The sequence below is a fragment of the Pseudomonas sp. OA65 genome (assembly GCF_017498305.1).
Lineage (GTDB): Bacteria > Pseudomonadota > Gammaproteobacteria > Pseudomonadales > Pseudomonadaceae > Aquipseudomonas > Aquipseudomonas zanjanensis.
The window spans coordinates 118,549-132,457 of the sequence record NZ_JAGDEZ010000007.1; the positions used below are offsets into that span (position 1 = coordinate 118,549).

At 62.5% G+C, this 13,909-nt stretch carries 14 protein-coding genes; 8 read left to right on the forward strand and 6 right to left on the reverse strand.

Annotated elements, in window-relative coordinates; translation table 11 throughout:
- Positions 1–24 precede the first annotated feature (24 nt).
- A complete protein-coding gene (locus J3361_RS08315; RefSeq protein ID WP_207963848.1) occupies positions 25–342 on the reverse strand; it encodes a cell division protein ZapA in 318 nt (105 codons plus the stop codon).
- Entirely contained in the window at positions 339–548 is a 210-nt protein-coding gene (locus tag J3361_RS08320; protein ID WP_003177365.1) for a TIGR02449 family protein, read from the reverse strand. Before J3361_RS08320 ends, J3361_RS08315 begins: the two co-directional genes overlap by 4 nt.
- Positions 549–678: 130 nt before the next feature.
- On the opposite strand from J3361_RS08320, the gene J3361_RS08325 reads away from it, so the two are divergent.
- The 8 genes from J3361_RS08325 to gcvH all read left to right on the forward strand — a co-directional run bounded on the left by J3361_RS08325 (position 679) and on the right by gcvH (position 9,848).
- Positions 679–1,233, forward strand: a complete 555-nt coding sequence (locus tag J3361_RS08325) for a YecA family protein (protein ID WP_207963849.1) — start codon at positions 679–681, stop codon at positions 1,231–1,233.
- Between the two features lie 25 nt (positions 1,234–1,258).
- Positions 1,259–2,593: a Xaa-Pro aminopeptidase gene (gene pepP, locus J3361_RS08330; RefSeq protein ID WP_207963850.1), complete on the forward strand. Its 1,335-nt coding sequence runs from the start codon at positions 1,259–1,261 to the stop codon at positions 2,591–2,593.
- A complete protein-coding gene (gene ubiH, locus J3361_RS08335; protein ID WP_207963851.1) occupies positions 2,590–3,777 on the forward strand; it encodes a 2-octaprenyl-6-methoxyphenyl hydroxylase in 1,188 nt (395 codons plus the stop codon). The genes pepP and ubiH overlap by 4 nt, the downstream gene beginning before the upstream one ends.
- A gap of 67 nt (positions 3,778–3,844) precedes the next feature.
- On the forward strand, positions 3,845–5,062 hold the full coding sequence (locus tag J3361_RS08340; protein WP_207963951.1) for a 2-octaprenyl-3-methyl-6-methoxy-1,4-benzoquinol hydroxylase: 1,218 nt from the start codon (positions 3,845–3,847) through the stop codon (positions 5,060–5,062).
- Between the two features lie 262 nt (positions 5,063–5,324).
- The gene (locus J3361_RS08345; protein WP_207963852.1) at positions 5,325–6,329 is read left to right on the forward strand and encodes an extracellular solute-binding protein; all 1,005 of its coding nucleotides are present in this window, start codon (positions 5,325–5,327) and stop codon (positions 6,327–6,329) included.
- Positions 6,330–6,556: 227 nt separating this feature from the next.
- A complete protein-coding gene (locus J3361_RS08350) occupies positions 6,557–8,173 on the forward strand; it encodes an iron ABC transporter permease (RefSeq protein WP_207963854.1) in 1,617 nt (538 codons plus the stop codon).
- A 156-nt stretch (positions 8,174–8,329) separates the two neighbouring features.
- A complete protein-coding gene (gene gcvT, locus J3361_RS08355; RefSeq protein ID WP_207963856.1) occupies positions 8,330–9,412 on the forward strand; it encodes a glycine cleavage system aminomethyltransferase GcvT in 1,083 nt (360 codons plus the stop codon).
- A 52-nt stretch (positions 9,413–9,464) separates the two neighbouring features.
- A complete protein-coding gene (gene gcvH / locus J3361_RS08360; protein WP_207963857.1) occupies positions 9,465–9,848 on the forward strand; it encodes a glycine cleavage system protein GcvH in 384 nt (127 codons plus the stop codon).
- A 182-nt stretch (positions 9,849–10,030) separates the two neighbouring features.
- On the opposite strand, the gene J3361_RS08365 is transcribed toward gcvH, so the two are convergent.
- The 4 genes from J3361_RS08365 to J3361_RS08380 all read right to left on the reverse strand — a co-directional run bounded on the left by J3361_RS08365 (position 10,031) and on the right by J3361_RS08380 (position 13,779).
- On the reverse strand, positions 10,031–10,351 hold the full coding sequence (locus tag J3361_RS08365; protein ID WP_186707601.1) for a DUF2388 domain-containing protein: 321 nt from the start codon (positions 10,349–10,351) through the stop codon (positions 10,031–10,033).
- Positions 10,352–10,416: 65 nt separating this feature from the next.
- Complete coding sequence (locus tag J3361_RS08370) at positions 10,417–10,866, reverse strand: NfeD family protein (protein ID WP_207963859.1); 450 nt, start codon at positions 10,864–10,866, stop codon at positions 10,417–10,419.
- A 9-nt stretch (positions 10,867–10,875) separates the two neighbouring features.
- Positions 10,876–11,796 carry an SPFH domain-containing protein gene (locus tag J3361_RS08375; RefSeq protein WP_186707583.1) on the reverse strand — a complete coding sequence of 307 codons (921 nt, stop codon included), beginning with the start codon at positions 11,794–11,796 and terminating at the stop codon, positions 10,876–10,878.
- 198 nt (positions 11,797–11,994) lie between these two features.
- Positions 11,995–13,779 carry a GspE/PulE family protein gene (locus J3361_RS08380; RefSeq protein ID WP_186730173.1) on the reverse strand — a complete coding sequence of 595 codons (1,785 nt, stop codon included), beginning with the start codon at positions 13,777–13,779 and terminating at the stop codon, positions 11,995–11,997.
- Positions 13,780–13,909: the final 130 nt, after the last annotated feature.

A 13,909-nucleotide genomic window follows, 5' to 3' on the forward strand; every position in this document is an offset into this window, starting at 1 on the left:
GTATACCCCAGGCAGCTTCGCGAATCAGCCCTTGGCGACGTCTGGATCGGTGGCGAGCACCAGATCCACCCGATCGAGCAGGTCGCGCACCTGTTCACGGGTCGAGCCGCTGACCTGTAAGTCCGGCGTATCCTGGCGATGCAACAGGTCGTGGGTGATGTTCAAGGCGGCCATCACGGCGATGCGATCGGCGCCGATGACTTTGCCGCTGCTGCGGATCTCGCGCATCTTGCCGTCCAGGTAACGGGCGGCACTCACCAGGTTGCTGCGCTCTTCCTGGGGGCAGATGATCGAATATTCTTTGTCGAGGATCTGCACGGTAACGCTATTGCTTGAACTCATGAGTCTTGCTCCAGGGCCTTGAGGCGCGAAATCATCGATTCGACCTTACGCCGGGCGATTTCGTTTTTTTCAATGAGGTGCGCGCGTTCCTCGCGCCAGGTTTTTTCCTGAGCTAATAGGAGTCCGTTTTGGCTCTTAAGTTGCTCGACCCGGTCAATTAGCAGTTCGAGTCTGGCCATCAGCGCTTGCAAGTCGGTGTCTTCCATTGTGTCCACTGAAGATTGTGTCTGATGGAGGGATGTGGGTCGCACAGCCTCTGATAGTCTTGGCGAGTCTGTCGATGTAGGATACAAGGCCTCCATTCTAGACATAGCGCCGTCTGGCGCCTAGCTGCCCATGCCCATTCAGAATTCCCCGTATCAAGCATTCGCCACCCTGCTGAGCACCAGCGGTCATTCTGTCTCGCCTGCTGAACTGCACGGCCTATTGCTCGGTCGCAGCTGCGCCGGCGCCGGCTTCGAGGCCGACGGCTGGTTGGCCGATGCTGCCGAGCTGCTGGAAGGCGAGCCGGCGGACAACGTCCGTAACGCGCTGATCGGCCTGCAGGAAATGGTCAAGGGCGAGCTGACCAGCGACGACATGACGGTCGTCCTGCTGTTGCCCACTGACGACGCCCCCTTGGCCGAACGCGCTACGGCGCTGGGCCAGTGGTGCCAGGGCTTCCTCGCCGGCTTCGGCCTGACCCGCCGCGAATATGCGCTGAGCGAAGAAGCGAAGGAAGTGTTGCAGGATTTGGCCGCGATCTCCCAGGTCCAGGATGCCCTGGAAGAGTCCGATGACGGCGAAAGCGACTACATGGAAGTGATGGAGTACCTGCGGGTCGCGCCATTGCTGCTGTTCACCGAGACCAAGAAAACCGATGCAGCGGCCCCCAAGCCGTCCTTGCATTAATTGTTAGAGGGAACCCCGTCTGCCCATGATTCATATCCCGAAATCGGAATACGGCCGTCGCCGCAAGGCGCTGATGGCGCAGATGGAACCCAACAGCATCGCAATCCTGCCCGCCGCCGCCGTTGCGATCCGCAACCGCGACGTCGAGCATGTCTACCGCCAGGACAGTGACTTCCAATACCTCAGCGGCTTTCCCGAGCCGCAAGCGGTGCTGGTGCTGATGCCCGGCCGCGCCCATGGCGAATACATCCTCTTTTGCCGCGAGCGCAACGCCGAACGTGAGTTGTGGGACGGCCTGCGCGCCGGCCAGGAAGGGGCGATCCGTGACTACGGTGCCGACGACGCTTTTCCCATCACCGACATCGACGACATCCTGCCGGGCCTGATCGAAGGCCGCGACCGGGTGTATTCGGCCATGGGCAGCAACCCTGAATTCGACCGGCACCTGATGGAGTGGATCAACGTGATTCGCTCCAAGGCCCACCTCGGCGCCCAGCCGCCGAACGAATTCGTTGCCCTGGATCACTTGCTGCACGACATGCGCCTGTATAAATCGGCGGCGGAAGTGAAGGTCATGCGCGAAGCGGCGCGGATCTCCGCCCAGGCGCACATCCGAGCGATGCAGGCGGCGCGCCCGGGGTTGCATGAGTTCAGCCTGGAGGCCGAGCTCGATTATGAATTCCGCAAGGGTGGGGCGAAGATGCCGGCCTACGGCTCGATCGTCGCGGCGGGGCGCAACAGCTGCATCCTGCACTACCAGCAGAACGACGCGCTGCTCAAGGACGGCGACCTGGTTTTGATTGACGCCGGCTGTGAAATCGACTGCTACGCCAGCGATATCACCCGTACCTGGCCGGTCAGCGGCAAGTTTTCGCCCGAACAGAAAGCGATCTACGAAGTGGTGCTGGCCGCCCAGGAAGCCGCGTTTGCCCAGATCGCACCGGACAAACACTGGAACCAGGCCCACGAAGCGACGGTCCGGGTTATTACCGAAGGCTTGGTGCGCCTGGGGCTGCTGGAAGGTGAGGTGGACGATTTGATTGCCAGCGAGGCCTATCGGGCGTTCTACATGCACCGTGCTGGCCATTGGTTGGGCATGGACGTGCATGACGTGGGCGAATACCGGGTCGGCGGCGAGTGGCGGGTCCTGGAAATCGGTATGACGCTGACGGTGGAACCGGGCATCTACATCAACCCGAACAACCGCAGCGTCGCGAAAAAATGGCGCGGCATTGGCGTGCGCATCGAGGATGACGTGGTAGTGACCAAAACCGGTTGTGAAATCCTGAGCCGAGGCGTGCCGAAGACGGTCGCCGAAATCGAGGCCTTGATGGCCGCTTCCCGGACGCAAGCGGCATGAGCCGGGTCAACCTGGCGATCATTGGCGGCGGCCTGGTCGGCGCGAGCCTGGCGCTGGCCCTGCAAGCGGGTGCCAAGGCGCGGGGCTGGAAGATTATGCTGATCGAACCGTTCGCCCCCGGCGACGCCTGGCAGCCAAGCTACGATGCCCGGTCTTCGGCATTGTCCTACGGGGCCCGGCAGATCTATCAACGCCTGGGTGTCTGGCAGGAAATTTCCCGTCGCGCCGAGCCGATCAAGCAGATCCATGTGTCCGACCGCGGGCGGTTTTCCACGGCGCGGCTGTCGGCCATGGAAGAGGGCGTGCCGGCGTTGGGCTACGTGGTGGAAAACGCCTGGCTTGGCCAGTGCCTGTGGCAAGGGCTTGACCACGAAGTGGTTAGTTGGCGCTGCCCGGCGCAGGTCACTCGCATGGAGCCGCTGGTCGGCGGTTATCGCCTGACCCTCGACGACGAAACCACCCTGGAATGCGACCTGGCCGTTCTGGCCGATGGTGGTCGCTCCGGCTTGCGCGAGCAGTTGGGTGTCGGCGTGCGCAATCGGCCCTATGACCAAAGCGCCTTGATCGCCAACATCACCCCCAGCGAAGCCCACAATGGCATGGCCTTCGAACGCTTCACCGATGACGGCCCGATGGCCTTGTTGCCATTGCCGGAGAACCGTTGCGCGCTGGTCTGGACTCGCCAGGGCATGGACGCACAACGGCTGGCGGCCCTCGATGAGCGCAGCTTCCTCGCCGAATTGCAGGGCGTGTTCGGCTATCGACTGGGGACGCTGAAACAGGTGGGCGTGCGGCATCTGTACCCGCTGGCGTTGGTGGAGGCCGAAGAACAGGTCCGTCCGCACCTGGCGATCCTCGGCAACGCCGCCCACAGCCTGCACCCGATTGCCGGACAGGGGTTCAACCTGTCCCTGCGCGATGCCCAGGCCCTGGCCGATGCCTTGCTCGACAGCGACGGCGAGCCTGGAGACTTTGCCGTGTTGCAGGCTTATCGCGAGAGCCAGCGCACGGACCAGGCCCTGACCGTGGGCTTCTCCGACCAGGTCACGCGCCTGTTCGGCAGCAACCTGCCGCTGGTGTCCCTGGGTCGTAACCTCGGTTTGCTGGGCCTCGACCTGCTGCCTCCGGCCAAGCGCTGGTTCGCCCGCCAGGCCATGGGCTTGGGGACGCGTCCCGATGCGTGAGGCTGGCGTGGTCATTTCTTTTCATGGGCGACTGACGTCGCCAGCAAAACAGGCGTAGAGCATGGAATTGCGTGCAGATCTGCTGATTGTCGGCGCCGGTATGGTCGGCAGCGCCCTGGCGCTGGCGTTGCAGGGCAGTGGTTTGCAAGTGCTGTTGCTCGACGGCAGCCCGATGAGCGTCAAGCCCTTCGATTCCCAGGCCGCGTTCGAGCCCCGGGTCAGTGCCTTGTCCACGGCCAGCCAGCGAATCCTCGATCGCCTGGGCGTCTGGGACGGCATCACCACCCGGCGTGCCAGCCCTTACACCGACATGCACGTCTGGGACGGCAGCGGCACCGGGCAGATCCATTTTTCCGCGGCCAGCCTGCACGCCGAGACGCTTGGGCACATTGTTGAAAATCGCGTGGTGCAGGATGCGCTGCTGGATCGGTTGCATGACTGCGACCTGGGCTTGCTGGCCAATGCCCGGCTGGAACAGATGCGTCGCTCCGGCGATGATTGGTTGCTGACCCTGGCCGATGGCCGCACCCTGCGCGCGCCCCTGGTGATTGCCGCCGATGGCGCGAACTCCGCCGTGCGCCGCCTGACTGGCGTGGCGACGCGCGAATGGGATTACCTGCACCATGCCATCGTCACCAGCGTGCGCAGCGCCCGGCCACATCGAAAGACGGCCTGGCAGCGCTTCACCGACAACGGCCCGCTGGCATTCCTGCCCCTTGAGCGTGACGGCCAACACGATTGGTGCTCGATCGTCTGGTCCACCACTCCCGAAGAAGCGCAGCGCTTGATGGTGCTCGATGACACTGCGTTTTGCAGCGAATTGGAACGCGCCTTCGAAGGCCAGCTCGGCCCGGTACTGAGCGCCGACCCGCGCCTGTGCGTGCCGCTGCGCCAGCGCCATGCCAAGCGCTACGTGGCCGAAGGGCTTGCACTGATCGGCGACGCGGCCCACACCATCCATCCGTTGGCTGGGCAGGGGGTGAACCTGGGTTTCCTCGACGCCGCGGTGCTGGCCGAAGTGTTGTTGCAAGCGGCCGCACGCGGCGAGCGCTTGGCAGACGTTAAGGTATTGAGCCGCTACGAGCGCCGCCGCATGCCTCACAACCTGGCGCTGATGGCCGCGATGGAGGGCTTCGAGCGCTTGTTCCAGGCCGATCCGCTGCCGGTGCGCTGGATGCGTAACACCGGGCTGAAACTGGTGGACCGCCTGCCTGAGGCCAAGGCGCTGTTCGTACGCGAGGCGCTGGGGTTGATTGGGGATCTGCCGGATTTGGCTAAGGCCTGAGAGGTGGGTTGGGGCACATGGCCTCATCGCGGGCAAGCCTTGCTCCCACACAAGCCTTGTTCCCACAAGCTCTTGCTCCCACAGGTGTGCAATGTGGAACAAGCTTTTGTGGGAGCAAGGCTTGCCCGCGATTGGCGGACGCAAAAACACTGCACATCTCAAAGTTGTAACATTTGGAAATGTGTCCACCCACTGTTCGATTGTAGTGCTAAATGTGAGTCCTTATCATTTGCGCTTCGTTCACAACCCTGAGACCGCTACCATGTTGGCAACCAAACGCCTGCTGTCCGCCCTCGCCTTGACCCTGATCGGTTCCACTGCCGCCCAGGCCGCCGATGAGGTGGTGGTCTACTCCTCGCGCATCGATGAACTGATCAAGCCGGTCTTCGATGCCTACACCAAGAAAACCGGCGTGTCGGTGAAATTCATCACTGACAAGGAAGCGCCGTTGATGCAGCGGATCAAGGCCGAAGGCGCAAACGCCACCGCCGACCTGTTGCTCACCGTCGATGCCGGCAACCTCTGGCAGGCCGAGCAGATGGGCATTCTCCAGCCGTTCACCTCGCCGGTGATCGACGCCAACATCCCGTCTCAATACCGCGCGTCCTCCCACGCCTGGACTGGCTTGAGCCTGCGGGCGCGGACCATCGTCTATTCCACCGAGCGGGTTAAACCCAGCGAATTGACCACCTATGAAGCGTTGGCTGGCAAAGAGTGGGAAGGCCGCTTGTGCCTGCGGACGTCGAAAAAGGTCTACAACCAGTCCCTGACCGCCACCTTGATCGAAACCCACGGGGCGGAAAAAACCGAGGAAATCCTCAAGGGCTGGGTCAAGAACCTTTCTACCGATGTGTTCTCCGACGACACCGCGTTGCTTGAAGCAATCAACGCTGGCCAGTGCGATGTCGGCATCGTCAACACCTACTACTATGGCCGCCTGCACCAGCAGAAGCCGGACCTGAAGGTCAAGCTGTTCTGGCCGAACCAGGCTGATCGTGGCGTACACATCAACCTCTCGGGCATTGGCTTGACCCAGCATGCACCGCATCCGGAAGCGGCGAAGAAACTGGTGGAGTGGATGACCACGCCAGAAGCACAGAGCATTTTCGCCGACGTGAACCAGGAGTTCCCGGCCAACCCGAACGTCGAACCGTCCAAGGAAGTGGCAGCCTGGGGCAAGTTCAAGGCCGACACCCTGCCGGTGGAAGTCGCGGGTAAGCGCCAGGCCGAAGCCATTCGCATGATGGATCGCGCTGGCTGGAATTAACCCGAAGTCAGGCACGATTCCCTGTGGCGAGGGGATTTATCCCCGCTGGGTTGCGAAGCAGCCCCCAAGCGGAGAACGCGGCGTTGCAGACGGGTTGAGTTGTCTGCAATTGGGCTTGCTCCGCAAGCCAGCGGGGATAAATCCCCTCGCCACAGGTTTTCTGCGGTTGGTTATAAAATAGGTGCCCGCGCCAATGCGCGGGCATCCTCATTTAACGAGAGTTTTCCTTGGCCCACCCCGCCCAACGCCGTTGGTACCCCCTGGTCTTCGCCATCGCCGCGCTGGTCCTGTTGCCCTTGAGCGTCTTGCTGTTGTCCTGGCAGAGCATCGACCAGCAGATCTGGTCCCACTTGTGGGACACGCAAATGCCACGCTTGCTGGGCAACACCCTCACGTTGATCCTTGGCGTGGGGATCGGTGTGACGCTGTTGGGGGTCAGTCTCGCCTGGCTCACCAGCCTGTGTGAGTTCCCGGGGCGACGCTGGCTCGACTGGGCGTTGATGCTGCCGTTTGCGATTCCGGCCTATGTGCTGGCGTTTGTCTTCGTCGGTCTGCTGGATTTTGCCGGCCCCGTGCAGACGCTGATGCGTGAATGGTTCGGCAGCGGCTTGCGCCTGCCCCGGGTTCGTTCCACCGGCGGGGTGATCCTGGTGCTGGTGCTGGTCTTTTACCCTTACGTCTATCTGCTCGCGCGCAGTGCCTTCCTGGCCCAGGGCAAGGGCTTGATGGAAGCCGCCCGGGTGCTTGGGCAGTCGCCATGGCAGGCGTTCTGGCGCGTGGCGCTGCCGATGGCCCGCCCGGCCATCGGTGCGGGCGTGGCGCTGGCGTTGATGGAAACCCTGGCGGATTTCGGTGCGGTGTCAGTGTTCAACTTCGACACCTTCACCACCGCCATCTACAAGACCTGGTACGGCTTCTTCAGCCTCTCCAGCGCAGCCCAACTGGCCAGCCTGCTGTTGTTGGCGGTGATGCTGGTGCTCTACGGCGAACGCCGGGCCCGTGGCGCCCACCGAGCCAGCAACGAGCGGCCCCGGGTCAAGGCGTTGTACACGTTGCGCGGCTTCAAGGCCGTGGCGGCCAGTGGCTGGTGCGTCCTGGTGTTTGCCTGCGCGTTTGTCATCCCGGTGCTGCAATTGGTGGTGTGGTTCTGGCAACGCGGCCGTTTCGACTTGGATGAGCGTTACGCCGGGCTGATCGTCCACACCCTCTACTTGGGCGGCCTGGCCGCGTTGGTCACCGTCTGCGTGGCCTTGCTGCTGGCATTCGCCCGGCGGTTGGCGCCGACCCGCCCGATTCGTGCCGGCGTCGGCCTGGCGAACCTGGGATATGCCTTGCCCGGTTCGGTGTTGGCGGTGTCGATCATGCTCGCGTTCAGCTACCTGGACCGTGAGCTGGTCATCCCGCTGTCGACCTGGCTCGGCGGTGCAGGCAAGCCGTTGCTGCTGGGCAGCCTGGCGGCGCTGTTGTTGGCGTATCTGGTGCGCTTCCTGGCCGTGGCCTACGGTCCGTTGGAGAGCAGCCTGGCGCGAATTCGTCCGTCCTTGCCCGAAGCGGCACGCAGCCTTGGGGTCAGTGGCCCACGACTGTTTTTCAAAGTGTATCTGCCGTTGTTGTTGCCCGGGACATTGAGCGCGGCGTTGCTGGTGTTCGTCGATGTGCTCAAGGAAATGCCCGCGACGCTGCTGATGCGCCCGTTCGGCTGGGACACGCTGGCGGTGCGGATCTTCGAGATGACCAGCGAAGGGGAGTGGGCCCGGGCCGCGTTGCCGGCGCTGACGTTGGTCTTGGTGGGGTTGTTGCCGGTCATCGGATTGATACGACGTTCGGCCCATCGAAACAGCTAGGTGTCAGTCCTACCTCATGCGGCTACAATGCGCGGCATTCGGTGCGGTCCGTCTGTCGGACCGGGCAACTGAGAGCGTCAGAAAACTCCTTTTTTTCAGGCGTTCGCGCTACGCAGTGCCCGTCCGCACCTTCGCCAAGCCCGGAAGGAGAAACCCATGGGACAGCGTACGCCTCTGTATGACCTTCATCTCGCCCTCGGCGCGAAGATGGTCGATTTTGGCGGTTGGGATATGCCTTTGCACTACGGCTCGCAAGTCGAAGAGCACCATCAGGTGCGTCGCGACTGCGGTGTGTTCGATGTATCCCACATGACCGTGATCGATGTCGCCGGCCCCCAGGCCAAGGTCTGGCTGCAGCGGTTGCTGGCCAATGACGTCGAGCGTTTGCAGGGCACAGGCAGTGCCTTGTACAGCACGATGCTCAATGAGCGCGGTGGCATTGTCGACGACATGATCATCTACCGTGTCGAGGATGGCTATCGACTGGTCTTCAACGCCTCGACCCGCGACCAAGACCTGGCCTGGATGCAGGCACAGCTCGGCGGCTACGATGTGCAGTTGCATGAGCGTCCCGAGCTGGCGATGCTGGCGATCCAGGGCCCCCACGCCCGGCAAAAGATTGCCGAGCTGGTCACACAACCGCGTGGGCAAATCATCCAGCAACTCAAGCCTTTCGAAGGCCGCGCCGACGGCGAATGGTTCATCGCCCGGACCGGTTATACCGGCGAAGATGGCCTGGAGATTGTGCTGCCGGCCCAAGAGGCACCGAGTTTCTTCAACGACCTGGTCGGCGCAGGCATTTCGCCCATCGGCCTCGGCGCCCGCGATACCTTGCGCCTGGAAGCCGGCATGAACCTCTACGGCCAGGACATCCACCAGGATGTTTCACCGCTGGCCTCGAACATGGCCTGGAGTATTGCCTGGGAACCGGCGAGCCGTCAGTTCATCGGACGCGCTGCACTGGAGGCCGAGCTTGCCAGCGGTGTGCAGCACAAACTGGTCGGGCTGGTGCTGGAAGAGCGGGGCGTTTTGCGCGCCCATCAGGTGGTTCGTATCGCCAATGTTGGCGAAGGAGAGATCACCAGTGGTAGTTTTTCTCCTACGCTTAGCAAGTCGATCGCCCTGGCACGTGTCCCGATGGCAACCGCTGACCGGGCCGAGGTAGAAATTCGTGGTAAGTGGTATCCGGTACGGGTGGTCAAACCGACCTTCGTCCGCCATGGCAAAACCCTGATCTAACCTTTTGCGGCGGGCCGCTGGCCGCTGACACTTTCTCTTGAGGACACAGAATATGAGTAATATCCCTGCCGACCTGCGTTTTGCCGAAAGTCATGAGTGGGCACGTCTGGAAGCTGACGGCACCGTCACCGTGGGCATCAGCGATCATGCGCAGGAAGCCTTGGGCGATGTGGTGTTTGTCGAGCTGACGGAAGTCGGTAAGGTGTTTGCCGCGGGTGACCAGTCTGGTGTGGTTGAGTCGGTCAAGGCCGCTTCCGACATCTACTCCCCGATTGCCGGCGAAGTGATCGCGATCAACGAAGACTTGGGCGGTTCGCCTGAGCTGCTGAACTCCGATCCGTACGGCGCCTGGATCTTCAAGCTCAAGCCAAGCGACAAGGCCGAGTTGGACAAGCTGCTCGATGCAGCAGGCTACAAGGCCGCTATCGGCGAATAACCCGGATCCAATGTGGGAGCGGGCTTGCTCGCGAAAGCGGTGTGTCAGTTTCAGTGTTGTGGACTGATACACCGCTTTCGCGAGCAAGCCCGCTCCCACACAGGGTACTGCGTACAGCCTGATAATATTTTCGGGCAAAAAAATGCCGCTCCCATCGAGCGGCATTTTTTATTGGCCCGGTATCACTCCTGGGCGACGGCGTTTTTCGCCAGGATCGCGTTGGCCAGTTCCATGTCGGTGGCTTGCAGGCCTGGGTTGTCGGCACGCACCTTCTGCATCGCCGCTTCCAGGTAAGGGCCACGGATACCGCCATCGCTGGCGACGAAGCTGCCGGCGTCGTCCTGGGCGGCGACGATCAGCTTGTTATCCTTGAAGGTCAGGTAGGTGGAACCGGTGGTCGCACCGGATGAAATGACGTTACGCCAAAACGTGTCGGCCATTGCCGAGCCAACAGGAAGAGACAGCAAGGCTAGGGTAGCGACAGCAAGTTTGAGACGCATGATAGGTGACTCCACTGGGTTAACTATGACGTTGGATTACCTGCGTCTCGATTCAGTTCCATGACTTGTCAGTCAGCCTGCTCCACTTGCAGTACCGCGCCTTCCTGGGCCACTACCTTGACCCGCGTGCCAACGGGCGACTCGGGCCCCTTGGCCAGCCACACGCTGTCGGCCACCTTGATCTTGCCGCGGCCCTCGACTATCGCTTCATGGACCAGGAAGACCTTGCCGATCAGTTCCTGTCCGCGCAGGTTCAGGAGCGGCTGATCGCTTTGGCGCACCGCGCTGCGCTGGCGTTGCCACCAGTACAGTGCCGTGGCGATGGCAAACAGGCCGAACAACAGGAACTGCAGCTCCCATGGCATCTGCGGCAGGATGAACGTGAGTACGCCGACTGCCGCGGCGGCCATGCCGATCCACAGCAAGTAGCCACCGGCGCCGAAGACTTCGAGGATCAGCAGGATGACGCCCAGCGCCAGCCAGTCCCAGTACGACATGTGTTGCAGGAACTCCCACATACGCGCGCCTCAGGCTTTCTTGCTGTCGAAGGTGGCCTTGACGATCTCGCCGATGCCACCGACCGCACCGATGACCTGGCTCGCTTCCAGCGGCATCAGGATCACCTTGCTGTTGTTGGCCGACGCCAGTTTTCCTAGCGCATCGATGTATTTCTGCGCGACGAAGTAGTTCACGGCCTGGACGTTACCGTCGGCAATGGCCTGGGACACGACCTGGGTGGCCAGCGCTTCGGCTTGCGCCTGGCGTTCGCGGGCCTCGGACTCCAGGAACGCGGCCTGGCGGCTGCCCTCGGCCTCGAGGATCTGCGCCTGCTTCTTGCCTTCGGCGGTGAGGATCGCCGACGCGCGCAGGCCCTCGGCTTCGAGGATCTGGGCACGCTTGATCCGTTCGGCTTTCATCTGCCCGGACATGGCGGCCATCAGGTCGGCCGGCGGGCTGATGTCCTTGATCTCGATCCGGGTGATCTTGATGCCCCACGGCGCCGTGGCTTCATCAACGGTGCGCAGCAGTTTTTCGTTGATGCCGTCGCGCTGGCTCAGCATCGCGTCCAGCTCCATGGACCCCAGCACGGTGCGGATATTGGTTTGCAGCAGGTTGCGGATGGCGTGCTCGAGGTTGTTGACCTCGTAGGCTGCCTGGGCCGTATTGACCACCTGGAAGAAGCACACGGCGTCGATCTGTACCGTGGCGTTGTCGGCGGTGATGACTTCCTGGGGCGGGATGTCCAGCACGCTTTCCATGACGTTGATCTTGCGCCCGATGCGATCCATCACCGGGATGATGATGTTCAGGCCGGGCTTGAGCGTATTGGTGTAGCGGCCGAACCGCTCGACGGTCCATTGGTAGCCCTGGGGCACGACCTTGAAACCCATGAAGAGAATGACGACCACCAGGCCGATGAAAAGTAAAAGTACGCTACCGATCTGCATGACGGTTCCCTGTGCGAATTGAGATGGACCTGCGAGCCCTGAGTGTAGGGCAAGCGGCCATTATCCTCACTCTGTGGGAGCAAAGCTTGCTCGCGATGCAGGCTCCTCGCTTCCCAGGGAGACCGCGTCATCTTCATCGCGGGCAAGCCTTGCTCCCACGGTGAGGTCCAAACCCTCTCGCCACAGGTGCTGCCGCTATTACTTCTGCTCGCTCTGAGGCGTAACCCGCAACACTTCCTCGACCGTGGTCAAGCCTGCCGCGACCTTTTGCGCCCCCGACAGCCGCAGGCTGCGCATACCTTCCTTGAAGGCCTGGCGACGCACCGCCAGCAGGTCGGTGTCGGGGTGGATCAAGGCCTTGACGCTGTCGGTCAGTTGCATGATTTCGTAGACGCCGGCGCGGCCGCGGTAACCGGTGTCACGGCATTCCAGGCAACCGACGGCCTGCTGGGCATTGCTCGGCAGCGGTGCCTGCCAGGGCCGGGTCAGGGTCTGCCAGTCGTCTTCGTTCAGGGTCAGGGGCGCCTTGCATTGTGGGCACAGGGTGCGCACCAGCCGCTGGGCCATGACGCCAAGCACGGTGGCCTTGATCAGGTAATGGGGCACCCCCAGTTCCAGCAGGCGGCTGATGGCGCTCGGCGCGTCGTTGGTGTGCAGTGTCGATAGGACCAAGTGACCGGTGAGCGCCGCCTGGATCGCCATTTCAGCGGTCTCCAGGTCTCGGATCTCACCGATCATGATGATGTCCGGGTCTTGTCGCATGAGGGCCCGCACCCCGGCGGCGAAGCTCAGGTCGATGTTGTGCTGGACCTGCATCTGGTTGAAGGACGCCTCGACCATTTCGATCGGGTCCTCGATGGTGCAGAGGTTCACTTCCGGCGTCGCCAGTTTCTTGAGGGTGGTGTAGAGCGTGGTGGTCTTGCCGGAACCGGTCGGCCCGGTCACCAGGATGATGCCGTTGGGCTGGCGGGTCATGTCCTGCCAGCGGCGCAGGTCGTCGGCGGAGAAGCCGAGTTGATCGAAGTCCTTGAGCAGCACTTCCGGGTCGAAGATCCGCATGACCATTTTTTCGCCGAACGCCGTGGGCAAGGTCGACAGGCGCAATTCCACTTCGCCGCCGTCCGGGGTCTTGGTCTTGACCCGGCCGTCCTGGGGTTTGCGTTTTTCCGCGACGTTCATCCGCCCCAGGCTCTTGAGGCGGCTGACGATCGCCATCGTGACCTGCGGCGGAAATTGATAGACGGTGTGCAGCACCCCGTCGATGCGAAACCGCACCGTGCCCTGCTCGCGGCGCGGTTCGATGTGGATATCGCTGGCCCGCTGCTGGAAGGCGTACTGGAACAGCCAGTCGACGATATTGACGATGTGGGCGTCGTTGGCGTCCGGCTCCTGGTCGCTGGCGCCGAGGTTGAGCAACTGTTCGAAATTGCTCAGGTTGCTCGGTTGCTGATCGACCGTGGTGGCGCCGCTGACCGATTTGGCCAGGCGATAGAACTCCACGCTCAGGCGCTGGATGTCCACCGGATTGGCGACCACCCGCTTGATCGGCAGCTTGAGCACGTGGGTCAGGTCGGCTTCCCAACTGTTGACATAGGGTTGTGCGCTGGCGACGGTGACGGCATCACGATCGACCGCTACCGCGAGGATCTTGTGGCGCTGGGCAAAGGCATAGGACATCAAGGGCGTCACGGCCGCCACGTTGATTTTCAGCGGGTCGATGCGCATGTAGGGCTGGCCGGCCTGCTGGGACAACCAGAGCGTCAGGTTCTCCAAGTCGAGGCGTTTGCCGGGGCGACTGAGGTCGTCCAGGTGCTGGTTGGCAATGAACTCCAGCGGATGCAGCTGGCTGTTGGCGCTATGGCGCCGGCGGGCGTTGAGCGCGGTTTCGGCCGAATCCTGGCTGATGAAGCCCTGGGTGACCAGTTGGCGCAGCAGATCGTTGAGGTCCAGCCAGCGGTCCTGAGTGGCGTGTTTGGTGGACATGCGGGTTCCTATTGGACAATTGCAGCAAAGCCGCGATACAGACGCCTCGGCGTCCTCGCTCGGTCTGCAAAAGAATAGTCCCGACCCGATGGTCCGTTGGGCCACTACCCGACCAATGCGTTACCAATTC

Bases quoted from the DNA above. Each gene is read 5' to 3' on its own strand.
- gcvT (WP_207963856.1), top strand. From the start codon at position 8,330: ATGGGACAGCGTACGCCTCTGTATGACCTTCATCTCGCCCTCGGCGCG.
- J3361_RS08345 (WP_207963852.1), top strand. From the start codon at position 5,325: ATGTTGGCAACCAAACGCCTGCTGTCCGCCCTCGCCTTGACCCTGATC.
- J3361_RS08370 (WP_207963859.1), bottom strand. From the start codon at position 10,866: ATGTGGGAGTTCCTGCAACACATGTCGTACTGGGACTGGCTGGCGCTG.
- gcvH (WP_207963857.1), top strand. From the start codon at position 9,465: ATGAGTAATATCCCTGCCGACCTGCGTTTTGCCGAAAGTCATGAGTGG.
- J3361_RS08380 (WP_186730173.1), bottom strand. From the start codon at position 13,779: ATGTCCACCAAACACGCCACTCAGGACCGCTGGCTGGACCTCAACGAT.
- J3361_RS08320 (WP_003177365.1), bottom strand. From the start codon at position 548: ATGGAAGACACCGACTTGCAAGCGCTGATGGCCAGACTCGAACTGCTA.
- J3361_RS08325 (WP_207963849.1), top strand. From the start codon at position 679: ATGCCCATTCAGAATTCCCCGTATCAAGCATTCGCCACCCTGCTGAGC.
- pepP (WP_207963850.1), top strand. From the start codon at position 1,259: ATGATTCATATCCCGAAATCGGAATACGGCCGTCGCCGCAAGGCGCTG.
- ubiH (WP_207963851.1), top strand. From the start codon at position 2,590: ATGAGCCGGGTCAACCTGGCGATCATTGGCGGCGGCCTGGTCGGCGCG.
- J3361_RS08315 (WP_207963848.1), bottom strand. From the start codon at position 342: ATGAGTTCAAGCAATAGCGTTACCGTGCAGATCCTCGACAAAGAATAT.
- J3361_RS08375 (WP_186707583.1), bottom strand. From the start codon at position 11,796: ATGCAGATCGGTAGCGTACTTTTACTTTTCATCGGCCTGGTGGTCGTC.